This is a genomic window from Microbacterium sp. OVT16B (genome assembly GCF_019969705.1).
Lineage (GTDB): Bacteria > Actinomycetota > Actinomycetes > Actinomycetales > Microbacteriaceae > Microbacterium > Microbacterium natoriense.
Genome location: NZ_JAHXZA010000001.1, coordinates 1834658 through 1856711, shown reverse-complemented (window position 1 = coordinate 1856711; position 22054 = coordinate 1834658). Strand labels below are relative to the sequence as shown.

Annotated in this window: 21 protein-coding genes and 1 tRNA gene; 11 read left to right on the top strand and 11 right to left on the bottom strand. The window is 69.9% G+C overall.

The window, feature by feature from the left end:
* Positions 1–23: 23 nt before the first annotated feature.
* The 3 genes from LC438_RS08785 to LC438_RS08775 all read right to left on the bottom strand — a co-directional run bounded on the left by LC438_RS08785 (position 24) and on the right by LC438_RS08775 (position 2892).
* The gene (locus LC438_RS08785; protein WP_223586354.1) at positions 24–1682 is read right to left on the bottom strand and encodes a bifunctional 3'-5' exonuclease/DNA polymerase; all 1659 of its coding nucleotides are present in this window, start codon (positions 1680–1682) and stop codon (positions 24–26) included.
* A gap of 64 nt (positions 1683–1746) precedes the next feature.
* Entirely contained in the window at positions 1747–2478 is a 732-nt protein-coding gene (locus tag LC438_RS08780) for a zinc ribbon domain-containing protein (protein ID WP_105673035.1), read from the bottom strand.
* A gap of 33 nt (positions 2479–2511) precedes the next feature.
* Positions 2512–2892, bottom strand: a complete 381-nt coding sequence (locus LC438_RS08775; RefSeq protein WP_105673034.1) for a YchJ family protein — start codon at positions 2890–2892, stop codon at positions 2512–2514.
* Between the two features lie 22 nt (positions 2893–2914).
* Between LC438_RS08775 and LC438_RS08770 the strand changes: the two genes are divergently transcribed.
* The gene (locus LC438_RS08770) at positions 2915–3745 is read left to right on the top strand and encodes an aldo/keto reductase (protein ID WP_223586353.1); all 831 of its coding nucleotides are present in this window, start codon (positions 2915–2917) and stop codon (positions 3743–3745) included.
* On the top strand, positions 3657–4724 hold the full coding sequence (locus LC438_RS08765; RefSeq protein ID WP_308116177.1) for an isoprenylcysteine carboxylmethyltransferase family protein: 1068 nt from the start codon (positions 3657–3659) through the stop codon (positions 4722–4724). The genes LC438_RS08770 and LC438_RS08765 overlap by 89 nt, the downstream gene beginning before the upstream one ends.
* Here the strand turns inward: LC438_RS08765 and LC438_RS08760 are convergent.
* Entirely contained in the window at positions 4687–5532 is an 846-nt protein-coding gene (locus tag LC438_RS08760; protein ID WP_105673031.1) for a helix-turn-helix transcriptional regulator, read from the bottom strand. The two genes, LC438_RS08765 and LC438_RS08760, sit on opposite strands and share 38 nt — an antisense overlap.
* Positions 5533–5633: 101 nt before the next feature.
* Here LC438_RS08760 and LC438_RS08755 point away from each other — a divergent pair, with 101 nt between their 5' ends.
* A complete protein-coding gene (locus tag LC438_RS08755) occupies positions 5634–6398 on the top strand; it encodes an SDR family oxidoreductase (protein WP_223586352.1) in 765 nt (254 codons plus the stop codon).
* Positions 6399–6401: 3 nt separating this feature from the next.
* Here LC438_RS08755 and LC438_RS08750 read toward each other — a convergent pair whose 3' ends face one another.
* The 3 genes from LC438_RS08750 to LC438_RS08740 form a co-directional block, all read right to left on the bottom strand.
* Positions 6402–7289 (bottom strand): TIGR01777 family oxidoreductase, encoded by an 888-nt coding sequence (locus tag LC438_RS08750; protein WP_105673029.1) that lies wholly within the window; start codon positions 7287–7289, stop codon positions 6402–6404.
* Between the two features lie 106 nt (positions 7290–7395).
* The gene (locus LC438_RS08745) at positions 7396–8349 is read right to left on the bottom strand and encodes an L-lactate dehydrogenase (RefSeq protein ID WP_105673028.1); all 954 of its coding nucleotides are present in this window, start codon (positions 8347–8349) and stop codon (positions 7396–7398) included.
* 73 nt (positions 8350–8422) lie between these two features.
* Positions 8423–9331: a DMT family transporter gene (locus LC438_RS08740; protein ID WP_105673027.1), complete on the bottom strand. Its 909-nt coding sequence runs from the start codon at positions 9329–9331 to the stop codon at positions 8423–8425.
* A 92-nt stretch (positions 9332–9423) separates the two neighbouring features.
* On the opposite strand from LC438_RS08740, the gene LC438_RS08735 reads away from it, so the two are divergent.
* The gene (locus LC438_RS08735; protein ID WP_223586351.1) at positions 9424–10260 is read left to right on the top strand and encodes a LysR family transcriptional regulator; all 837 of its coding nucleotides are present in this window, start codon (positions 9424–9426) and stop codon (positions 10258–10260) included.
* 60 nt (positions 10261–10320) lie between these two features.
* On the opposite strand, the gene LC438_RS08730 is transcribed toward LC438_RS08735, so the two are convergent.
* Positions 10321–10393 (bottom strand) — tRNA-Val (locus LC438_RS08730).
* Positions 10394–10546: 153 nt separating this feature from the next.
* Between LC438_RS08730 and aceE the strand changes: the two genes are divergently transcribed.
* The 6 genes from aceE to LC438_RS08700 all read left to right on the top strand — a co-directional run bounded on the left by aceE (position 10547) and on the right by LC438_RS08700 (position 18168).
* Positions 10547–13273, top strand: coding sequence for a pyruvate dehydrogenase (acetyl-transferring), homodimeric type (gene aceE, locus LC438_RS08725; protein WP_223586350.1), 2727 nt, complete (start codon positions 10547–10549; stop codon positions 13271–13273).
* A gap of 32 nt (positions 13274–13305) precedes the next feature.
* Positions 13306–14502, top strand: a complete 1197-nt coding sequence (locus LC438_RS08720) for a CdaR family transcriptional regulator (RefSeq protein ID WP_105673024.1) — start codon at positions 13306–13308, stop codon at positions 14500–14502.
* A 94-nt stretch (positions 14503–14596) separates the two neighbouring features.
* Positions 14597–15517 (top strand): ACP S-malonyltransferase, encoded by a 921-nt coding sequence (locus LC438_RS08715; protein WP_223586349.1) that lies wholly within the window; start codon positions 14597–14599, stop codon positions 15515–15517.
* Positions 15514–16515, top strand: coding sequence for a beta-ketoacyl-ACP synthase III (locus LC438_RS08710; RefSeq protein ID WP_223586348.1), 1002 nt, complete (start codon positions 15514–15516; stop codon positions 16513–16515). Before LC438_RS08715 ends, LC438_RS08710 begins: the two co-directional genes overlap by 4 nt.
* Positions 16516–16583: 68 nt before the next feature.
* On the top strand, positions 16584–16832 hold the full coding sequence (locus tag LC438_RS08705; RefSeq protein WP_017830435.1) for an acyl carrier protein: 249 nt from the start codon (positions 16584–16586) through the stop codon (positions 16830–16832).
* 97 nt (positions 16833–16929) lie between these two features.
* The gene (locus LC438_RS08700) at positions 16930–18168 is read left to right on the top strand and encodes a beta-ketoacyl synthase (RefSeq protein WP_223586347.1); all 1239 of its coding nucleotides are present in this window, start codon (positions 16930–16932) and stop codon (positions 18166–18168) included.
* A gap of 63 nt (positions 18169–18231) precedes the next feature.
* Here the strand turns inward: LC438_RS08700 and LC438_RS08695 are convergent, their stop codons facing one another.
* Complete coding sequence (locus tag LC438_RS08695) at positions 18232–18897, bottom strand: YitT family protein (protein WP_223586346.1); 666 nt, start codon at positions 18895–18897, stop codon at positions 18232–18234.
* 95 nt (positions 18898–18992) lie between these two features.
* Here LC438_RS08695 and LC438_RS08690 point away from each other — a divergent pair, with 95 nt between their 5' ends.
* Complete coding sequence (locus LC438_RS08690; protein WP_223586345.1) at positions 18993–20393, top strand: PLP-dependent aminotransferase family protein; 1401 nt, start codon at positions 18993–18995, stop codon at positions 20391–20393.
* A gap of 134 nt (positions 20394–20527) precedes the next feature.
* Here LC438_RS08690 and LC438_RS08685 read toward each other — a convergent pair whose 3' ends face one another.
* Together LC438_RS08685 and LC438_RS08680 are read right to left on the bottom strand one after the other, a co-directional pair.
* On the bottom strand, positions 20528–21031 hold the full coding sequence (locus LC438_RS08685; protein WP_105673019.1) for a DUF3145 domain-containing protein: 504 nt from the start codon (positions 21029–21031) through the stop codon (positions 20528–20530).
* Between the two features lie 176 nt (positions 21032–21207).
* Positions 21208–21981, bottom strand: coding sequence for a hypothetical protein (locus LC438_RS08680; RefSeq protein ID WP_223586344.1), 774 nt, complete (start codon positions 21979–21981; stop codon positions 21208–21210).
* Positions 21982–22054: the final 73 nt, after the last annotated feature.

Sequence of the window (22054 nt, the reverse complement as noted above, 5' to 3'; positions counted from 1 at the left end):
TTCGCCCGTCCAGTCTACCGGGACTACTTCTCCGCGGATTCGGCGATCCGCAGATCGAGCGGTACGTCGATGGGGAAGCCGCCGAAGAGTCGAGTGGTCGCCACCGCTGCAGCCTCGCGCACGGCCTGGGCTGCGGCCTCCGCCTGCTCGGCGGGCACGTGCAGGATCACTTCGTCGTGCAGGAAGAACGCCAGATGCGGATGCCGCGCGAAGGGACCCGAGGCGATCGCCGGCGCCTCCGACTCCGGAAAGTCCCTCAGCCGATGCCTGATCTCCGCGAGCCAGATCAGCGACCACTCGGCAGCCGTGCCCTGGACCACGAAGTTTCGGGTGAAACGGCCCCAGTCGCGGGCGCGCCGGCGGGCGAGGGCGACCTCCGTCTGATCGACGTCGGCGTCGGTCGCTCTGGCCTGCATGCGCGACCACTCATCCGACGGGCGCGGCGATGAGCGACCGAGCCAGGTCGAGACGACCCCGCCGTCCTCGCCCTTCCTCGCCGCCTTGTCGACGTGCGCCATCGCCCGCGGGTACACCTTGCGGAGCCTCGGCACCAGTCGCCCGCTGTCCCCCGTCGTCGCGCCGTACATCGCACCGAGCACGGCGTACTTCGCCTCTTCGCGCGTCCCCACGGCGCCGGAGTCGACGACACCCGCGTAGAGGTCGCTTCCCTGCGCCGCCCGCGCCATCGCCCGATCGCCGGCCATTGCGGCCAGCATCCTCGGCTCCAGCTGAGCGACGTCCGCGACGACGAGCATCCACCCGTCGTCGGCGCGCACCGCCGTGCGGAGCATACGCGGCAGCTGCAGCGCTCCCCCTCCGGCCGACGCCCACCTTCCCGTGACGACGCCGCCGGGGATGTAGATCGGTCGGAAGCGCCCGTCGTGGACCCACTCGGAGAGCCACGCCCACCCGTTGGCGCTGAGCAGACGCGCGAGCTTCTTGTACGCGAGGAGGGGCTCGACGACGGCGTGGCTGTGCTGCGCGAGCTCCCAGCGGTTCGTCGACTCGACCTGCACCCCCACGCGGTGCAGGGCGCGCAGGAGCTTCGGCTGGCTGTCGAGGTTCAGCGTCGCGTCGCCGAGGATCGCGCGGACGCGGTCGGCCAGCTCGAGCATGCGCGACGGGACACCGCCCCCGACGGGGCGCGTCCCCAGCGTGTCCGCGAGGATCCCCCGATGGACGTCCTCGTTCCACGGGAGTCCTGCCGCGCGCATCTCCTCGGCGATGAGCCCGCCGGCCGACTCCGCCGCACAGAGCAGCAGGAGGCGCCCGTCGCGGCCGTCGGCGATGACCCGACGCTGCGCCCGGTACTGATCCAGCGCGTCGGCGACCGGGTCTTCTGCGGGGTGCTGCTCCATCACGTCGAACAGCGCAGGCGCGTCGTCCGAGGGTTCACGGCGCACCCAGGACGCCGACGGCGCCAGGGGACGCGCCACCGTGTCCGTGTCGCGGAGGATCGCGTGGCACAGCAGCAGGTCATGAGTGCGGGTGAGGAACACCCCGGCGTCGAGGAGCATCGGATAGATCTCCCTGGCATGGCGGAGGATCCATCTCGGCGTCGCCTCGTCCTCGCGCGCGGCCACCCAGCCGGGCAGCTCGCTCGCGGAGAGCTCGTGCCTGCTGATCTCGACGTCATCGTCGCCGAGCTCGACCGCGACGTATCGGCCGGAGCCCGTCGCCACCAGGGCGATCCTGCGCTCGGGGGGACGCCGCGAGGTCACCGCCGTCGCGCTCGTGGCGCGGAGATCACAGCCCGGATTCCTCGGTGCGCACCAGGATGCATCCGCACTCCGGGCAGGACACGACGGCGTCTTCCGCGGCACGGCGGATGTCGTTGAGGTCGGTGCCGGGCAGCAGGATGCGGCATCCTTCGCAGGTGCCGCGGGTGAGAAGGGCGGCGCCCGCGCTGTTCGCCGCGCGCCGCGCATAGTCGGCCAGTAGGGCCGCGGGGATCTGCTCGGTGATCGCGGCACGATCGCGCGCCAGCTGCTCGCCGAGTTCGGTGGCCGCCGCCACGTCGGCCTTCGCCTGCGCGGTGAGCGCCGAGCCCTCCGCCGTCGTGGCGTCCAGCAGCGCCTGCTGGGCGGCGACCGCGGCATCCGCCTCCTCGACACGACCCATCACATCGAGCTCGGCGTCTTCGAGGTTGCTCTGGCGCCTGGCGAGGCTGTCGAGCTCGTGCTCGAGTGCCTGCGCCTCCTTGGAGTTCGTCGCGGCGGCGAGACGCTCGGCGTCGCGGGCGCGCCTCTGCTCGACCAGCTTCACGTCGGACTCGAGACGAGTCAGCTCGACCCGCACATCGTCGCGGGTTCCGGTGAGCGTGGTCAGCTCCCGCAGCTGCTCCTGACGGATGGCGACGAGCTCGGTGATGCGCGGCCCCTGCACCGGCTTCGTGCGCGCACGATCCGCCTGGGAGATGCGCCGATCGAGATCGGCGACGTCGAGCAGGATGCGCTGGTGTTCCGGGCTGGCGTTCACGTCTTCAAATCTAGTCGGTGCGTGCGACGTCTCTCACTGCACTTCTCCGTCGAGGTACAGCCAACGCCGCCCCTCCCTCACGAAACGGCTGCGTTCGCGGAGCGATCCGCGCTCATCGCCCTGCTGCCAGAACGCCTCGAACTCGACGACGCCCTCGCGATCGAAGGGGCCGCCGGCGACGCGGTCGATGATCAGGAGCCGTCGCCAGCGCAGTCCCGGCTCCAGATCCACCACGGGGGGTCTAGTCGAGCCGTGCCAGGAGGCGCGGAGATACGCGGTGTCGCCGAGCGAGAAGGCCGTGTAGCGTGACCGCATCAGTCGTTCGGCCGTCGGAGCGGGAGAGCCGGCGATCAGGGGGCCGCAGCATCCGCCGAGCACATCCCCCGATCCGCACGGGCATCTCTGGTCGTCCATGGCCCCAGCGTACGCTGAAGGCATGAACCGCTTCACCGCTCACAACGGATTCCAGCTGCCGGCGATCGGACTCGGAACCTACGGTCTGCGAGGAGATGCCGGATCGGATGCCGTCGCCGCGGCGATCGGCGCCGGATACCGCCTCATCGACTCCGCGTTCAACTACGAGAACGAGGGCGCGGTCGGGCGCGGAGTGGCGGCGTCCGGCGCCGATCGCTCCGAGGTGATCGTGACGACCAAGCTGCCTGGTCGTCATCATGCAACGGCGAAGGCGCGGACGAGCATCGAGGAGAGCCGTTCCCGCCTCGGGCTGGAGACCACCGACCTCCATCTGATCCACTGGCCCAACCCGAGCCAGGACGAGTACGTCGAGGCGTGGCAGGCCCTGGTCGACGCACAGCAGCGCGGCGTGGTGCGGCAGATCGGCGTGTCGAACTTCCTCCCCGAGCATCTGGAGCGCATCGAGCGCGAGACAGGTGTGCGCCCCGTGGTGAACCAGATCGAGGTCCACCCCTACTTCCCGCAGACCGAGCAGCTCGCCTATCACCGTGAACACGGCATCCTCACCCAGGCCTGGAGCCCGTTGGGCAAGGGATCGGCCCTGCTCTCGGAGCCGGTCGTGGTCGAGGTCGCCGCGGCCCATGGCATCAGCGCCGCACAGGCCGTACTCGCCTGGCATGTCGCCCGCGAGACCGTCGCCATCCCCAAGGCGACGTCTCTCGAGCATCAGACGGGCAACCTCGCAGCGGGCTCCGTGGTGCTCGATGCGGCGGAGGTCGAGGCGATCACCGCGCTCGGGCGCCAGGACGGCCGGCTGTTCGGCGCCGACCCGCGGACGCACGAGGAGTCCTGAGATCAGCAGCATCACGATCGCCGGCATCGGCGTCGCCCCGGGGAGCGCGCGAGCGTACTTCGGTCTTCAGGCGGTCCTGGGAGCGCTCTGGTGGGTAGGGGTCTTCACGACGGACTCCCTGCGACACGCGACGCTCGGCGACCTCCCCGCTGCCGTGATCGCCGTCGCCGACATCCCCCTCTTCGTCCTCGCCTCGGCGCTCGTCGCATGCGGCATCCGCTGGGCTGTGTGGATCGTCGTCCCGTGGACCGCGTTGGTGGCCGCGGGCATGGCGGTCTATGCGACGGCGACGACGCTGGCGGGATGGGGCGCACTGCTCATGGCCCTCGCCGCGATGGGGTCCATCGCGGCGGGCATCGTCATCGTCTGCGGCAGAGCTCCCGTCGAATGGATCGTCAGCGGGCCGTTCGCGTTCCGCACGGCCGACGATGAGGGCCGCACCAGACTCGCCGTGCGGATCTTCCGTCAGATGCTGCTGTTCTGGGTGCTCTTCCTCGGCGTGCTGCCCCTGGGCATCTCCGTTCTGGAATCCCGGTGGATGCTCGCCGTCGACGTCCCCGTCGCCGTGCGGATCGGCGGCGGCGTGCTGTTCGTCGCGACCGGAGCGCTCGGCATCTGGTCGGCGGTCTCGATGCTCGTCAAGGGCGAGGGCACACCGCTGCCCGCGCATATGGCCCGGCATCTCGTGATCTCCGGCCCTTACCGCTACGTGCGCAATCCGATGGCGGTAGCGGGCATCGCCCAGGGCGTCGCCGTCGGGCTCGCCCTCGGTTCCTGGATGGTCGTCGCCTACGCCCTGTGCGGCTCACTGATCTGGAACACCCTCGTCAGACCGCAGGAGGAGGCCGACCTCTCCGCGCGCTTCGGCGCCGAGTTCGACGAGTACCGGAACGACGTGTCCTGCTGGATCCCGCGTCTGCCGAAGGGCCACCGCGCAGCCGTCACGACGAGCGGATCGTCTGCGTCCCCAGCACCCTGAGCAGATCGAGTCTGCTCGCCGCCTCACTGCCCGGCGCCGCGGTCAGCACGATGAGCGCCTGAGACTCGTCGGGCGTGAGGAGGGCCTGGCAGTCGACCTCGATCTCGCCGAGATCCGGGTGCACGACGGTCTTCCGATCCTCGAACCTCCGGCGGACCTCGTGGTCCTCCCAGTAGTCGACGAACTCGGGGCTCACGGCACGCAGAGCCTGTTCGATCTCCCCCGCGCGCGACGTCGGCCCCCAGGTGCCGTGCGCCGCGCGCAGCGACGCCGCGAGAGTGCGGCCGTGACGCTCGTGATCCCGCACCGGATAGATGCGGCGCTCCTCCTCGGGGCTGGCGAACCAGCGGTAGATCCCGCTGCGCTCCATGCCCTTCCGCGCGCTCGCGTCGCCGAACAGGGCACGCGCGGCGTCGTTCTGCACGAGCACCTCGTCGAGGACGGACACGACGAAAGCGGGGGTGTCGCTCAGGCGGTCTATGACGCGCAGCAGACTCGGGGCGACGTAGTCGCTGAACACGGCGCGATCCGGCGCACTGTGCCCGCTGACCCGGTAGAGGTAGTCGCGTTCGTCGGGCGTGAGCCGGAGCGCCCGCGAGAGGGAGGACAGCATCTGCACGCTGGGCTGAGGGCCGCGGCGCTGTTCGAGCCGCGCGTAGTAGTCGGCGGACATCGCGGCGAGCATCGCGACCTCCTCGCGGCGCAGTCCGCTGGTGCGGCGCCGGGGCCCCTCGCTCAGACCGACGTCCGACGGCTTCAGCTCCTGTCTGCGTCGCAGCAGGAAGTCGGCGAGGGCATCACGATCCATTCCCGAAGTATCCCCCGTCTGCGCCGTGCGCATCCAGGGAGCGCCGATCCATGGATGAGCGCTCTCTGCCACGCCCGCGGGAACCTCCGCAGGCTGGGAACATGAACATCAGCGGAAACACCATCTTCATCCCCGGGGCGACCAGCGGGATCGGCCTCGCCCTCGCCAGGGCGCTCAGCGCACGCGGCAACACCGTGATCATCGGCGGTCGCAGGGCCGACCTGCTCCGGACGATCGCCGCCGAGACCCCCGAATTGCACACGGTCGAGATCGACACGATGGATGCCGACAGCATCCGCTCCGCCGCCGAGGAGGTCATCGCCGCACACCCCGACCTCAACGTGCTCGTCACGATGGCCGGCATCATGCGGGTCGAGGACTGGACGACGCCGGAGGGCTTCCTCGAAACCGCCGAGGCGACCGTCACGACGAACCTGCTCGGCCCGATCCGCCTCATCGCCGCCTTCATCGAGCAGCTGCGGGCGGTACCGGACGCCACGATCATGACGGTGTCGTCGGGACTCGCGTTCGCGCCCCTGCGCGTCACTCCGACGTACAACGCGACGAAGGCGGCGATCCACATGCTCAGCGAGTCGGTGCGCCTGCAGCTCGCCGGCACCGGAGTGCGGATCGTCGAGCTCGAGCCGCCGTCCGTGCGCACGGCGCTGATGCCCGGCCAGGAGAGCAGCGCCTTCGCGATGCCTCTCGACGACTTCGTCTCCGAGGTCGTCGGGCTCATCGAGACGCAGCCGGACGCGACCGAGATCCAGGTAGAGAACGTGAAGTTCCTTCGCTACGGCGAGGCGCGGGGTGACTACGACCAGGTGGTCGCGACCCTCAACAGCCTCGACCCGCACGGGAACTGACGCTCAGACCGCGTGCTCCACGGCATCCTCCGCCGTCGCGTGGGAGAACGAGAAGCCCGAGCGCTCGAGTGCGAGCGGACGCACGTCCGCATCGCCGAGGAGCAGGGAATCGGCCGCGGGGCCCAGCGCGAGGCGAAGCGCCCAGGCGGGAGCGGGCAGCCAGAACGGGCGGTGCATCCTGCGGGCGAGCGCGCGTCCGATGTCGTTCGCGGAGGCCGGGGTCGGTCCGGTCAGGTTCACCGGCCCCGCGAGCCCCTCGTCGATGGTGTGCCGGATGGCCCGCACCTCGTCGTCGAGGGAGATCCAGGGCCAGATCTGCGTGCCCGTGCCCAGCGGCCCCGAGACGCCGAGTCTCGTGAGCGCGATCAGCGGCTTGAGCACTCCCCGCGGGTGGATCACCGGCGCCGTGCGGAGCAGCGCCACACGCGCACCCTCCCCTGCGCGACGGGCGGCGTCCTCCCACGCCACGCACAGTTCCGCGAGGAAGGTGCTCCCCGCTCGTGAGGACTCGTCGAGCACGGCGCCCGGAGCTGAGCCGTAGTACCCCACCGCGGAGGCCGACACGAAGGCGGGAGCATCCGATCCCTGCGCACGGAGCGCTGCGGCGATCGTCTCCGTCGGGCGCAGGCGCGACGAAAGGAGCTCGCGGCGATAGCGTGGCGTCCAGGGCAGCCTGCCGACGCTGGCTCCGCCGAGCGCCACCACGGCCTCCGCTCCGGAGAGCACGTCGGGGTCGAGGGGCGCCTCTCCCGGGCTCCACTGCACCTCGTGCGAGGCGCGCGGCGGACGACGCACGAGGGTCGTCACCTCGATCCCGTCCGCGCGCAGCGACGCTGCCAGCGCCGATCCGATCAGGCCGGATGCTCCGCTGATGACGATGCGACGGGTCATGATCCTCCGATGCTCGCTGCGGGCCACGGGCGGGACGACGATCTCGTGTCGGACGACGCGGCCCCGCGCCGATCGTACCCCGCCGCGTCTGCCCTGCTCGCGACGCCTAACCGCGGAGGTCGTCCACCGCTGAGGCCAGAGCACCTGCCGAAAGCCTCAGCAGCTCCAGTTCCTCCGGGGAGAACGTCGTGTTGCGGACGGGAACCGCTCCGGCCGCGCTCACGATGGACGGCACGGAGAGAGCGACGCCGTCGATCCCGTGGAAGTCGTGGAGCACCGTGCTCACCGGCATCACGGCGTGCTCGTCGCGGAGGATCGCCTCGACGATCCGCGCGCTGGAGAGCCCGATCGCGTAGTTCGTGGCGCCCTTTCCCTGGATCACCTTGTATGCGGCATCCCTGACGTCGACCGCGATCCCGCGCAGCTCGTCGAGAGTGAGCCGCGGGTGCTCCGGAGTCTCCCAGTCGAGGATGGGCACCGTGCCGATCGTCGCGTGCGACCAGAGCGGGAACTCCGTGTCGCCGTGCTCGCCCACGATGTACGCGTGGACGCTGCCTGTGGAGACGCCGGCGCGCTCGGCGAGCTTCCACCGCAGACGCGAGGTGTCGAGCACGGTGCCGGAGGAGAAGATCCGCTCCGGCGGAAGCCCTGTCGCCTCCTGGGCGATCACGGTCAGCACGTCGCAGGGGTTCGTCACGATGACGTAGACGGCGTTCGGCGCCACCTCGATGAGCTTCGGAAGCATGTCGCGGATGATGCCGGCGTTCACGTCGGCGAGCTCCATCCGCGTCTGCCCGGGCTTCTGCTTGGCCCCCGCCGTGATCACCACGACGTGCGATCCGGCGGCCACCGAGATGTCGCTGCCGCCGACGATGTCGCTCGACCCGGTGAACTGCGTGCCGTGCGCGAGATCGAGCACCTCGGCCTCGACCTTCTCGGTCGCGATGTCGTACAGAGCGACGTGGCGCGCGGAACCGCGGATCAGGGCCGCGTACGCGACGCTCGAACCGACGCTGCCCGCGCCGACGACCGTGAGCTTCGAGTTCTCGATGATTGCCATGCGGTCAGTCTCGCAGTGCCGGGGCCGTGGACTCCAGCGGATCGGACCGGAGAATCGCGAAGCAGGTCGGATGTCACTGCGCCCGCGACTCCGCTGAGATGGGGTGCTCCATCGCGGTCGGCCGTCGTCGTGAGTCGCCTGACCCGCCCACTGCGCAGGCGATCCCGCCGATCACGAGACCCAGGATCACTCCCTGGCCCGGAACCTGACCCAGGAGGAGCCAGCCGAAGAGCGCAGCGACCGACGGGATCACCGCGAAGAGCAGCGACACCCGGGCGGCGCCGCTCCGCCGCACCGCCGCCATGTAGACCGTGGTGCCCACGGCGGCGCTGAGCACGATCATCGCGCCCATGCTCGCCAGCGCGAGCCCGGGGTCGCCCAGATCGGGCGGCGTCACCGCCGCCCAGATCAGCATGGGCATCGCGGAGACGAACTGGCCGACGGCGCTCGCAGGCAGCGGATCGGTGGCCGCGAGGAATCGCTGCTGGTAGACCCCTCCCGCAGACATGCCGAGGAGCGCCAGAAGCGTCAGGACCAGCGCCGCGTCCACGCCTGTGGCCGTGACCCGCCCCGCGAACGCGACACCGATGGCGACGAGTCCGAGAGCGAGCCCGACGACGCCCCGCCTGGTCGGCCGCTCCCCGAGCCACGATGCCGTGAGCACTGCCGTCACCAGCGGGTTCATCGCGATAACGAGCGCCGTCAACGTCGGCGAGACCCCCTCCCGCATCCCCTCGTACGCGCATCCGAATTGCACGGCCTGTGTGAGCAGCCCGACCACGATCGCATGCCCCCACTGCCGACCGCGTGGCCACCGGCGACGCCCGAATGCAGCCGCCCCGGCGAGGAGCGCGGCGGCCAGCACGAATCGGATCGACAGCACCCACGGCGCCGACAGCTCGCCGAGCGCCATCGCGCCGAGGGGGTAGCCGAGTCCGTACAGCACGACGATGAGGATGATGTGAGTCGCTCGGAGCTTCATGGTTCCGATGCTCTCCGCAGCGAGGCCCGTCCGTCCAACAATGATTATTGATCGCGATCGATAAGCTTTGGCAATCGGACTAGGGTGTGATCATGGAGACCCTCGACGTCATCCCGCTGCGCTCCTTCCTGGCGATCGCATCATGCGGCGGATTCCACAGAGCGGCGGCGGCCCTTCATCTCAGCCAGTCGGCCGTGAGCCAGCACGTACGGCGCCTGGAGCAGGTCGTCGGAGCGCCGCTCGTAGAACGCAGCGGACGCCTCATGGCCTTCACCCCTCGCGGAGAGTCCCTGCTCGCCGAAGCGCGCCGGATCGTCGACCTCCACGATGAGGTGCTCCGAACCGTGCGGGTTCCCGATGAGACCGGCACTCTCGTGCTCGGCTCCACCGAGCACGGGGCCGAGCAGATGCTCCCCGAGATCATCTCGACGCTCAAACGCGACGCGCCCGACACGGAGGTGAGGATCCGCCTGGACCGCACCGCACGCGTCAGCGAGGCGCTCGAGGCCGGTCGCCTCGATCTCGCGGTGGTGCTCGAGATCGGAGAGCCCAGCCCGGCGCAGAGACGGCTCCGACTCGGGTGGTTCGCTGGCCCGGAGTGGACCGCGCCGCTGAACGAGCCCGTGCCGCTCATCCAGTTCGATCCCCCCTGCGTGATGCGCCCCGCCGTCCTCGATCTCATGGCGGCGAACGGGAGGGCCTTCCGCACTGCCGTCGAGGTCGGCGACCTCGCCGGCGGCCTGTCCGCAGCACGTTCCGGCCTCGGAGCGATCCTGCTCCCCGTCGTGGACAGGGGTCTGGAAGGGCTCCGCCCGGTCCCGGGCCTCCCCGTACCTCCGCCGTTGCGCATGGTCGTGCGCGGACGCCACGGCATCCCGGCACGGATCGTCCGCTCCGTGCAGAACGCGGTCGATGCCGCCTTCGCCTGAGGATGCCGACCCACGGCGGGCTCCGCGGGAGTGCAGGACCCGACGAGCCGAGGAGAAAGGTGGGCCCTGCCGGGATCGAACCGACGACATCCACGGTGTAAACGTGGCGCTCTACCAGCTGAGCTAAAGGCCCTGGTGCTGCCAGTCTATCCGGTGGCGGGTGCGCGCCCGTGTCGTGGAAGAGGGATAAGGTGAGGGAGGCGCGCGTTGTGCACAGCCGACAAGGCTGCCCGCGTCGCTTCCCGTTTCATTGGCATGACCTGCCAGCTTGACGAAAGGCTCCCCCGTGACCGTGCACGACCAGGATCCGTACTCCCAGGGCCCCCTCGACAGCGATCCGGAGGAGACCGGCGAGTGGCAGCAGTCGCTCGACGAGCTCGTCGACGCGAAGGGCCACGGCCGCGGCCGCGAGATCATGCTCAGCCTGCTCAAGCGCTCCAAGGAGCTGCACCTGGGCGTGCCGATGGTCCCGACGACGGACTACATCAACACCATCGCCTCGGAGAACGAGCCCGAGTTCCCCGGCGACGAGGAGATCGAGCGCCGCTACCGCGCATGGATCCGCTGGAACGCCGCCGTGACCGTGCACCGCGCACAGCGCCCCGGCATCGGCGTCGGCGGTCACATCTCGACCTACGCGTCGTCCGCCGCGCTGTACGAGGTCGGCTTCAACCACTTCTTCCGCGGTGCGGACAACCCCGGCGGTGCCGACCAGATCTTCATCCAGGGCCACGCCTCCCCCGGCATCTACGCGCGTTCCTTCCTCGAAGGCCGCCTCACGGAGGAGCACCTCGACGGGTTCCGCCAGGAGCAGTCGCGTGCGCCGTTCGGCATCCCCTCGTACCCGCACCCCCGCCAGATGCAGGACTACTGGCAGTTCCCGACGGTGTCGATGGGTCTGGGCCCGATCAACGCGATCTACCAGGCCATGTCGAACCGTTACCTGGAGAACCGCGGCATCAAGGACACCTCGTCCTCGCAGGTGTGGGCGTTCCTCGGCGACGGCGAGATGGACGAGATCGAGAGCCGCGGTCAGCTCCAGGTCGCAGCCAACGAGGGCCTGGACAACCTCAACTTCGTGATCAACTGCAACCTGCAGCGCCTCGACGGCCCCGTCCGCGGCAACGGCAAGATCATCCAGGAGCTGGAGTCGTACTTCCGCGGCGCCGGCTGGAACGTCATCAAGGTGGTCTGGGGCCGCGAGTGGGACGACCTGCTCGCCCGCGACACCGAGGGCGCCCTGCTGAACATCATGAACGCCACGCCCGACGGCGACTACCAGACGTACAAGGCCGAGTCCGGCGCGTACATCCGCGAGCACTTCTTCGGCAAGGACGAGCGTGCGGCCGCCCTGGTCTCGGACTACACCGACGACCAGATCTGGCACCTCAAGCGCGGCGGTCACGACTACCGCAAGGTCTACGCGGCCTTCAAGGCGGCGGCCGAGCACAAGGGCCAGCCCACGGTCATCCTGGCGAAGACGGTCAAGGGCTACGGCCTCGGCCCCCACTTCGAGGGCCGCAACGCGACCCACCAGATGAAGAAGATGACGCTGGACAACCTCAAGACGTTCCGCGACACGATGCACATCCCGATCACGGACGCGCAGCTCGAGGAGAACCCGTACCTTCCCCCGTACTACAACCCCGGGGCGCAGGACGAGACGATCCAGTACATGCTGGAGCGCCGTCGCAACCTCGGCGGCTTCCTCCCGGAGCGTCGTTCGACGCACGTCGGCCTGTCCCTGCCCGACGACACCGCGTACGCCCTGCCGAAGAAGGGCTCCGGCACGCAGGAGATCGCCACCACCATGGCGTTCGTCCGCCTGCTGAAGGATCTGCTCCGCTCGAAGGACTTCGGCAACCGCATCGTGCCGATCATCCCCGACGAGGCGCGCACCTTCGGCATGGACGCGTACTTCCCGACCGCGAAGATCTACAACCCGAACGGCCAGCACTACACCTCGGTCGACCGTGAGCTCCTCCTCGCCTACAAGGAGAGCCCGCAGGGGCAGATCGTGCACGTCGGCATCAACGAGGCCGGAGCGCTGGCCGCCTTCACCGGCATCGGCACGTCCTACGCGACGCACGGCGAACCGCTGATCCCGATCTACATCTTCTACTCGATGTTCGGCTTCCAGCGCACCGGCGACGCCCAGTGGGCAGCCGGCGACCAGATGGCCCGCGGGTTCATCATGGGCGCAACGGCCGGCCGCACCACGCTGACCGGCGAGGGCCTGCAGCACGCGGACGGCCACTCGCACCTGCTCGCCTCGACCAACCCGGCGACGGTGTCCTACGACCCCGCGTACGGCTACGAGATCGCCCACATCGTGCGCGACGGCCTGGAGCGCATGTACGGCGGGAAGCACCCCGACCCGAACGTCATGTACTACATCACGCTGTACAACGAGCCCTACGTGCAGCCGGCTGAGCCGGAGAACGTGGACGTCGACGGCATCGTGCGCGGCATCCACCGCGTGTCCGCCGGCGAGGGCGAAGGCCCCCGCGCGCAGCTGTTCGCCTCGGGGGTCGGCCTGCCGTGGGCGCTGGAGGCGCAGGAGCTGCTCAAGAACGACTGGGGCGTGATCGCCGACGTGTGGTCGGTCACCTCGTGGACCGAGCTGCGCCGCGACGGCCTCGCCGCCGACGAGCACAACTTCCTGCACCCGGAGGAGGAGCCCCGCACGGCCTACCTCACCCAGAAGCTGCAGGGCGCCGAGGGTCCGGTCGTCGCCGTGAGCGACTTCATGCACGCCGTGCAGGACCAGATCCGTCCGTGGGTCCCGAACCGCTACGCCACGCTCGGCGCCGACGACTTCGGCTTCTCCGACACCCGCGCCGCCGCACGCCGGTACTTCAAGATCGACGGTCCGTCGATCGTGGTCCGCACGCTGCAGTCGCTGGCCGAGGAGGGCAAGGTCGACCGGTCGCTCGCAGCGCAGGCGATCCAGAAGTACGACCTGCACAACGTGAACGCCGGAACCAGCGGCAACGCGGGCGGCGAAAGCTGAGCCCTTCGGTGACAGACTCGTCTCCCACCGGCATGGACAAGGCCGCGACGCTCACCTGGCTGCGCCGGATCTCCGGCGACATCGCCTCGGTGACGATCAAGCGCCTGGAGGACACCCTCCCCTGGTACGCCGACATGCCACCGGCCCGCCGCTCTGCGGTCGGGCTGGTGGCTCAGGCCGGCATCACCTCGTTCATCCAGTGGTACGACGATCCGACCTCGACGCCGTGGATCGCGGCCGACATCTTCGCCGCGGCTCCTCGTGAGCTGCTGCGCAGCGTCAGCCTGCAGCAGACGCTGCAGCTGATCCGCGTCACCGTCGAGGTCACCGAGGAGCGCGTCGCGGGCAAGGGCGACCTGCTGCGCGAGGCGATCCTGCTGTACTCGCGCGACGTCGCGTTCGCCGCCGCCGACGTCTACGCGCGCGCCGCGGAGGCGCGCGGCCTGTGGGACGCGCGTCTGGAGGCGCTCGTCGTCGACTCGATCCTCACCGGCGAGGCCGACGAGGAGCTCCCGAGCCGCATCGCGGCTCTCGGGTGGCACGGTCACGGCGAGGTCGCCGTCCTCGTCGGCACGACTCCCCCGCAGTTCGACGTCGATCTCGTCCGGCGCACCGCCCGCAAGCTCGCGGTCGACGTGCTCATCGGCGTGCAGGGCTCCCGCCTCGTGCTGGTGCTCGGCCGCGCCCGCATCGCGGGCCAGGAGGGCGAGGACGAGGAGCTCGGCTTCCAGGAGATCGCCACCAGGCTGGAGCCGTCGTTCGGCCCCGGATACGTCGTGCTCGGTCCGGCCGTCGCGGCACTCGTCGACGCCAGCCAGAGCGCTCGGGCAGCCCTCGCCGGCTTCGCCGTCGCGCGGGCATGGCGCAACGCCCCCCGCCCGGTCGAGGCGGACGACCTGCTGCCAGAACGCGCCCTCGCCGGCGACCCGCTCGCGAAGCAGACGCTGATCGAGCGGATCTACCGACCACTGCAGGCGCACTCGACCGATCTCGTCACGACCCTGTGGAGCTACCTCGACAACGGTCGCTCTCTCGAGGCCACGGCGCGTGAGCTCTTCGTGCACCCGAATACCGTGCGCTACCGGCTCAAGCGGGTCAGCGAGGTCATCGGCTGGGACGCGACGGGTCCGCGCGAGGCGCTGATCCTGCAGACGGCGCTGATCCTCGGCTCGATCGGCGCGGCCGAGCAGGTGCGCCGTCGCGCGCCGCTGCGTCGACCGACCCGCTGACCCGCCCCCAGGCTGTACGCCACACACAAGGGATCTTCGGAATCTTGTGATGGATCATCCACCGTTCCTGCGTGATCGTTGGCAGACTGGGGAGGTGATCGTCTACGCCTGCCCTGGACAGGGTTCTCAGACTCCCGGCTTCCTCTCCCCCTGGCTCGAGCTCGACGGCGTCGCCGAGCAGCTCGCCGCCTACTCCGAGGCGGCACAGGTCGACCTCATCGCCCACGGCACGGAATCGGATGCAGACACCATCCGCGACACGCGCATCGCGCAGCCGCTGATCGTCGCGGCCTCCCTCGTCGCGGGTCGCGCCCTGCTCGAGCGCTCCGGACGTCAGCCCGACGGCATCGCCGGCCACTCGGTCGGAGAGCTCGCCGCACTCGTCGGCTCCGGAGTGATCTCCGCTGCGGACGCGATGCGGCTCGTCGGCATCCGCGGCCGGGCGATGGCGGATGCCGCGGCCCAGGAGGCCACCGGCATGAGCGCCGTGCTCGGCGGTGACGAGGATGCCGTCCTCGCCCGTCTCGCGGAGCTCGGCCTCACCCCGGCCAACTACAACGGCGGAGGGCAGATCGTGGCCGCGGGTGCGCTCGACAGCCTCGCCGCGCTCGCGGCGGAGCCTCTGCGCGGCACCCGCGTCATCGCCCTGCAGGTCGCCGGCGCGTTCCACACGAGCTACATGGCCTCGGCCGTGGCCGCGCTGCGCGACGCCGTCCAAGGCGTCGACGCCGCCGACCCGAACATCACGCTGTGGACCAACCGCGACGGATCCGTCGTCACCGACGGTGCGACCGCGCTGGACTACCTCGTCGACCAGGTGTCCTCCCCCGTGCGGTGGGACCTGTGCATGGCATCCTTCGCCGACGCGGGGATCACCGGTCTCATCGAGCTCACGCCCGCCGGAGCGCTCACCGGCCTCGCCAAGCGCGGACTGCGCGGCGTGCCGACCGTCGCCGTGAAGACCCCCGAAGACCTCGATGCAGCCGTCGCGCTGCTGAACGGAGAAGCCGCATGAGCGTCACCCTGAACCAGCTCACCGGGCCGGCCTACACCCGCATCTACTCCTATGGAGCGGCGCGCGGCGAGAACGCCGTGCCCAACGACGACCTGGTCGGGCCGATCGACTCCAGCGACGAGTGGATCCGTCAGCGCACGGGCATCGTCACGCGCGTGCGCGCCGACAAGGGCACCGACGCGATCGATCTGGCGACGGCTGCGGGCATCGAGGCGATCGAGAAGGCCGGCGTCCCCGCTGATCAGGTCGACCTCGTGATCGTCGCGACCATCAGCAACCCGAAGCAGACGCCGTCGGTGTCGGCCATCGTCGCCGACCGCGTCGGGGCCAACCCCGCTGCCGCGTACGACATCAACGCCGCGTGCGCCGGCTACGCCTACGCCGTGGCACAGGCCGACGCGCTGATCCGCGCCGGCGCCGCACGCTACGCGCTGGTGATCGGCACCGAGAAGCTCTCCGACATCGTCGACCCGACCGACCGGAGCATCTCCTTCCTCCTCGGCGACGGCGCCGGCGCCGCGCTCATCGGCCCGAGCGACACCCCGGGGATCGCGCCCGCCGTGTGGGGCTCCGACGGCTCGAAGGCGGATGCCGTCGGCATGAACTTCACCCTGACCGAGTTCCGCGACGGAGAGTCCTCCTGGCCCACGCTGCGCCAGGAGGGCCAGACGGTGTTCCGCTGGGCCGTGTGGGAGATGGCCAAGGTCGCCCGCGAGGCGCTGGACAAGGCGGGCGTCGAGCCGTCCGACATCGCGGCGTTCATCCCTCACCAGGCGAACATGCGCATCATCGACGAGTTCGCCAAGCAGCTCAAGCTGCCGGAGACCACGGTGATCGCCCGCGACATCGAGACCACGGGCAACACGTCCGCGGCATCCATCCCGCTCGCCAGCCACCGGTTGATGACCGAGCACCCCGAGCTGTCCGGCGGTCTCGCCCTGCAGATCGGCTTCGGCGCGGGCCTCGTCTTCGCCGCGCAGGTCGTCGTCCTCCCCTGAGAACGTCCCGACCTTCCCTAGACTGTTCCACGGTTCCGAATACAACCCGCAAGAAAGAGGAAGACCACATGGCTTTCACCAACGATGAGGTCCTCGCCGGCCTCGCAGAGCTGATCACCGACGAGACCGGCATCAACGCTTCCGAGGTCGCCCTCGAGAAGTCGTTCACCGACGACCTCGACATCGACTCGATCTCGATGATGACGATCGTCGTCAACGCCGAGGAGAAGTTCGGCGTCACCATCCCCGACGACGAGGTCAAGAACCTGAAGACCGTCGGCGACGCCGTCAGCTTCATCGTCGCAGGCCAGGAGTAATCCCGGGGCACGGATGCCACCCCCGCCACCCGCGGGGCGTGGCATCCTCACCCCTGCCCTCACCTCGCACGCAACCCGTACGACAAGGAACCACACCATGACCAAGCGCATCGTCGTCACCGGCATCGGCGCCACTTCCGCCATCGGCGGGACCGCCCCCGAGAACTGGAGCAACCTCCTCGCAGGCGTCTCCGGCACCCGGACCCTCGAGCACGACTGGGTCGCGCAGTACGAGCTGCCCGTGACCTTCGCCGCAGAGGCGATCGTCCGCCCCGAGGAAGTGCTCCCCCGCCACGAGGCGAAGCGTCTCGACCCCTCCTCCCAGTTCGCCCTGATCGCCGCGCGCGAGGCGTGGGAGGATGCCGGATCGCCCGAGGTCGCCCCTGAGCGCCTCGGCGTCGACTTCGCCACCGGCATCGGCGGCCTCTGGACCCTCCTCGACGCGTGGGACACGCTGCGCGAGAAGGGGCCCCGTCGCGTCATGCCGCTCACGGTCCCGATGCTCATGCCGAACGCGGCCGCGGGCAACCTGTCTCTGCAGTTCTCGGCGCGCGCCTACGCGCAGACCGTCGTCAGCGCCTGCGCCTCCAGCACCGAGTCGATCATCCACGCCTTCCATCACCTGCAGGAAGGGCTCGCCGACGTCGTGATCGCCGGCGGCGCCGAGTCGGCCATCCACCCGATCACGATGGCGTCGTTCGCGTCCGCGCAGGCGCTCTCGCGTCGCAACGACGACCCCGCGACCGCATCGCGCCCTGGCGCCATCGACCGTGACGGCTTCGTCATGGGAGAGGGCGCTGCTGTGCTCATCCTCGAGACCGAGGAGCACGCGAAGGCCCGCGGCGCCAAGATCTACGGCTACGTCCTCGGAGGTGGCGTGACGGCTGATGCATACCACATCACCGGCAACGACCCCGAGGGCAACGGCGCCGCCCGCGCTGTCACCCACGCCCTCGGCGAGGCGGGCATCACCGCCGACCAGGTGACGCACATCAACGCGCACGCCACGTCCACCCCCGTGGGCGACCCCAACGAGTACGTGGCACTCAAGAAGGTCTTCGGCGACCGGATCGACGAGATCCCGGTGTCCGCGACCAAGGCCTCGACCGGGCACCTGCTCGGCGGCACCGGCGCGCTGGAAGCGATCTTCGCCCTGCTCGCGCTCCGCGACCGCGTCGCTCCTCCGACGATCAACATGACCGAGCCCGACCCGGCCGTGCCCTTCCGGCTGTCCGGCGAGCCGCAGCCGCTGGGCGACGGTCCTCAGATCGCCATCAGCAACTCGTTCGGCTTCGGCGGCCACAACGCCGTCGCCGTCTTCGCCAGCGCCGACTGACGACAGGACGCACGACGAAGGCCCTCGGGAATCTCCCGGGGGCCTTCGTCGTGGGCGCCGCGTCTAGCGGCTCGAAGCCGGGGACGGCCGGCGAGAACGCGTCGTGCGCACCCTCGTCATCCAGGGCAGGAACCAGCCGATGAGCGGCCCCACTCCGAAGGCGAAGAGGACGGTGCCGACTCCGACCGGTCCGCCGAGCAGGAACCCGACGACGAGCACGGTGCCCTCGATGAGCGTGCGGACGATCCACACGCGCCACCCGGTCCTGCGCACCAGCCCGGTCATCAGGCCGTCGCGCGGTCCGGGACCGAAGTCGGCTGAGATGTACAGCCCTGTGGCGAACGCGAGCAGGAGGAGGCCGGCGACGAACATCGGCGCTCCCACCCAGATCGACGACGGCGCGGGCACGAGCGCGAGGGTCAGGTCGGCGCTGGGGCCGATCAGCAGGGCGTTGAGGACCGTTCCCAGCCCGACCCGCTGTCGCAGCGGGATCCACAGGAGCAGCACGACGAGCGCGACGAGGTTCGTGACGACGCCGTATCCGATCCCGGTGCGGCCGGAGACTCCGAGCGCGAGCACATCCCAGGGCGAGACGCCGATGCCGCCGCGCACCATCAGTCCCAGCGCCACACCGTAGAGGAAGAGGCCGAGGACGAGCTGCACGATGCGCTCGACGAGGTCACGCCGGCTCGTGGCGGTGATCGGGAGGAGGACGGATCGGAGGAGCATCCCTCCATGGTGGCCTGCCCGTGAGGGCCGATAGGGAGGCCACTCGACGAGAAGTGGCCTGACGACGCGAGGCCACTTTGCGGCATGCTGGGTGCATGGGATCTCGTCTGGTCGATCAGCTCGGCGCGCAGCACGTCGCCGGCGCCACCGCCGCGGCCCTCGCCGAGCGGATCCGCGCCCTGATCCTCGACGGGCGTCTGACCGTCGGCGAACGCCTGCCCAGCGAACGCGCCCTCGCCCTCGAGCTGCGGCGTTCGCGTTCCACAACCACCCGCGTGTACGGGCTGCTGGAGACCGACGGCTTCGTGACGCGCCTGCACGGCGGAAGCACGAGGGTGGCTCTTCCGAACGTCGCGCCGTCGGCGAGGAGCGGCGACGACGAGTCGGCCATCGACCTCTCCATCGCCTCGATGGACTCGACTCCCGGGCTGTACGACGCGACCGTCCGCTCGCTCCCCCGTCTCGCGGCCATGCGCGGCACCAGCGGGTACTCGCTGCAGGGCCTCCCCGAACTCAGGCACGCCGTCGCGCAGCGGTTCACCCGACGCGGCGTCGACACCGATGCCGACGAGATCATCATCACCTCCGGCGCGCTGAACGCCGTGAACCTCATCCTCGCGGCGATGGGCCGACGCGGAGAGCGGGCGCTCGTCGAGCAGCCCACCTTCCCGCACGCCCTGGAGGCGCTGCACCGTCACGGCTACCGGCTGGTACCGACCCCGGTCGATGCCGACGGCTGGGACCACCGGCACTTCACCGACACGCTGCTGCGCAGCCGTCCGCACGTCGCGTACCTGATCCCCGATTTCCACAACCCCACCGGTGCGACACTGCCGGAACCGGAGCGGGCGCGCATCGCGACCACGGCGCGCAGCTCCGGCACGCGGCTCATCGTCGATGAGACCACGACCGAGCTCGACATCGACCGCGGCTCGTCCCCGCTCCCGATGGCGGCGTTCAGCCCCGAGGTGATCACGGTCGGCTCGATGTCGAAGATCGCCTGGGGCGGCATGCGCGTCGGGTGGATCCGCGCTGATCGGGCGGTGATCACGAGGCTTCTCGCCACCCGTCCATCGTTCGAGCTGGGCACCGCGCTGCTCGAACAGTGCATCGCGGTCGAGCTGCTCTCCGATATGCCTTCGCTCACCGATCACGTCCGCACCCGGCTGCGCGCCGGACGAGCGGCGGTGGCCGAGGGATTGATCGGGCTCGAGGGCATCACGATGCCGCCCACTCCCGGCGGCCTCTCCGCCTGGGTCGACCTCGGCGCGCCGATCTCGACGTCGCTGTCCCTGGCGGCGCGCTCCCACGGACTCGTCCTGCCGCCCGGCCCTCGCTTCACGACCGGGGGCGTCCTCGAGAGGCGCCTGAGGATCCCCATCACCCTCCCGCCCGAGCGCACGGCGGAGGCGATGAACCGGCTGCGCCTCGCCTGGGACGAGGTGCGACACGGCTCGCCTCAGCGCGGCGAGCTGCGGCACGAGGCCGTGGTGTGACAGACGAGGACCCCGTCCCTTGATGGGGCGGGGTCCTCGTCATTCAGGATGGGGATACGTCTTCTCAGCGTCCGGGGCGAATCACCGGCATCCGATACTCACGCCTTCCCATCCCAGGTCTCCGGAGCATGGGGCTAGCCCACCTTGTGGAGCCAGACCACGCGGGCGTCATCGCTCGCGTGCCGGAAGGGCTCCAGCTCCTCGTCCCAGGCCGAGCCGAGCGCGATGTCGAGTTCGCGCTGCAGCTCGGCCACGTTTCCCGCCGCGATCTCCATCGCGTAGCGGATGCGGTCCTCGCCGATCACCACGTTGCCCGCGGCATCCGTCTGCGCATAGTGGATGCCGAGATCGGGCGTGTGCATCCACCGGCCGCCGTCGCTGCGAGGAGTCGGATCTTCGCTCACCTCGAAACGGAGGTGCTCCCACCCGCGGATCGCGGTCGCCAGAGCTGCACCCGTTCCGACCGGTCCGTCCCAGTAGAACTCGGCGCGACGGGCGCCGTCGAGCACCGGCTGCTCGGTCCAGTCGAAGTTCACCGCACGCCCGATAGCGCGTCCGACTGCCCACTCGAGGTGCGGGCAGAGCGCGCGAGGCGCAGAGTGGATGAACACCACTCCGCGTGCGTAAGCCGTCGCCATGATCTCTCCGTTTCATCAGGTGCGTCTTCCCCAACGACCTGAACCACGAGAACTGGCGAGAATATGCGGTTGTGCGCCTATTGTCGCCCAGATCAGGAGAAATCACAAGCATGTGATTCACAGAGAGAAAGGGCCCCGGTCGATGTCGACCGGGGCCCTCTTGATGAGACGGAGACTCAGGCCTCGCTCATCGCCATCTTGACCTGCTGGCCCTTGGCCGCGTAGTAGGCGGCGCGAGCGGCGTCACGCTGAGCCTGCTCGGCGTAGCCCGCCTCGAGCACCTCCTGGGGGACCTCGACGTTCGGGACGTCCTGCGTGCCGTTGTACTTCTCGATGTAGGCGTCGAGCTCGGGACCGGAGGTCCACGAGGTGATCAGGCAGTAGCGGGGGTCGGTGCCCACGTGCGTGGCGGCGTGCCACAGGCGCTGGGTGTCGACGATCAGCTGCGCGCCGGCCGGAAGGGCGATGCGGTACTCGATGCTCGGGTCGGTCCGGTTCTCACGGAGGACGAAGAAGCTGTCCTTGTCATCGGTGAGGTTGAAGAAGCCGCGCACGACCCAGCCGGTGCCGTCGGGGTTCAGACGGTTGTTGTCGTCCTGGTGGAGGTTGTAGAGGCACTCGCCGTAGGGGGTCGGCTGCAGCTCGATCACGCGGCAGCGGCCGACGTTGGCGCCCGGCTCCTGCGCGCGGCGCGTGAGGTTCGGCGCCTTGGCGGTCTGCGAGTCGATCCACACGCCGTCCTTGTCGGTGCGCGGCGGCTTGTGGTTCCAGAAACCGTTGCACTCGATCTCGCCCTTGGCGCTCGCGAGAGGCGCGAAACGGGTGTCGCCCGAGGACTTCCAGTCGTTGTACTCGATGTCGAGCCACTCCTGGGGGTCGAGCTCCTGGTTGTAGCTGTCGAGGACGACGAAGCCCTTGTCCTCGAGTGCTGCGGACTTGATGTATCCCATGATCTGAACCAGATCCTTTCATCGGGGGCCAGCACGTTTTAACAGGCCCTGATAAGGCAAGCCTAACAGGGCG

Coding starts and splice junctions, on each gene's coding strand:
- LC438_RS08705 (WP_017830435.1), top strand. CDS start 16,584: ATGGCTTTCACCAACGATGAGGTCCTCGCCGGCCTCGCAGAGCTGATC.
- LC438_RS08695 (WP_223586346.1), bottom strand. CDS start 18,897: ATGCTCCTCCGATCCGTCCTCCTCCCGATCACCGCCACGAGCCGGCGT.
- LC438_RS08770 (WP_223586353.1), top strand. CDS start 2,915: ATGAACCGCTTCACCGCTCACAACGGATTCCAGCTGCCGGCGATCGGA.
- LC438_RS08700 (WP_223586347.1), top strand. CDS start 16,930: ATGACCAAGCGCATCGTCGTCACCGGCATCGGCGCCACTTCCGCCATC.
- LC438_RS08760 (WP_105673031.1), bottom strand. CDS start 5,532: ATGGATCGTGATGCCCTCGCCGACTTCCTGCTGCGACGCAGACAGGAG.
- LC438_RS08735 (WP_223586351.1), top strand. CDS start 9,424: ATGGAGACCCTCGACGTCATCCCGCTGCGCTCCTTCCTGGCGATCGCA.
- LC438_RS08740 (WP_105673027.1), bottom strand. CDS start 9,331: ATGAAGCTCCGAGCGACTCACATCATCCTCATCGTCGTGCTGTACGGA.
- LC438_RS08745 (WP_105673028.1), bottom strand. CDS start 8,349: ATGGCAATCATCGAGAACTCGAAGCTCACGGTCGTCGGCGCGGGCAGC.
- LC438_RS08765 (WP_308116177.1), top strand. CDS start 3,657: ATGCGGCGGAGGTCGAGGCGATCACCGCGCTCGGGCGCCAGGACGGCC.
- LC438_RS08775 (WP_105673034.1), bottom strand. CDS start 2,892: ATGGACGACCAGAGATGCCCGTGCGGATCGGGGGATGTGCTCGGCGGA.
- LC438_RS08710 (WP_223586348.1), top strand. CDS start 15,514: ATGAGCGTCACCCTGAACCAGCTCACCGGGCCGGCCTACACCCGCATC.
- LC438_RS08685 (WP_105673019.1), bottom strand. CDS start 21,031: ATGGCGACGGCTTACGCACGCGGAGTGGTGTTCATCCACTCTGCGCCT.
- LC438_RS08750 (WP_105673029.1), bottom strand. CDS start 7,289: ATGACCCGTCGCATCGTCATCAGCGGAGCATCCGGCCTGATCGGATCG.
- LC438_RS08755 (WP_223586352.1), top strand. CDS start 5,634: ATGAACATCAGCGGAAACACCATCTTCATCCCCGGGGCGACCAGCGGG.
- LC438_RS08690 (WP_223586345.1), top strand. CDS start 18,993: ATGGGATCTCGTCTGGTCGATCAGCTCGGCGCGCAGCACGTCGCCGGC.
- LC438_RS08720 (WP_105673024.1), top strand. CDS start 13,306: ATGGACAAGGCCGCGACGCTCACCTGGCTGCGCCGGATCTCCGGCGAC.
- LC438_RS08680 (WP_223586344.1), bottom strand. CDS start 21,981: ATGGGATACATCAAGTCCGCAGCACTCGAGGACAAGGGCTTCGTCGTC.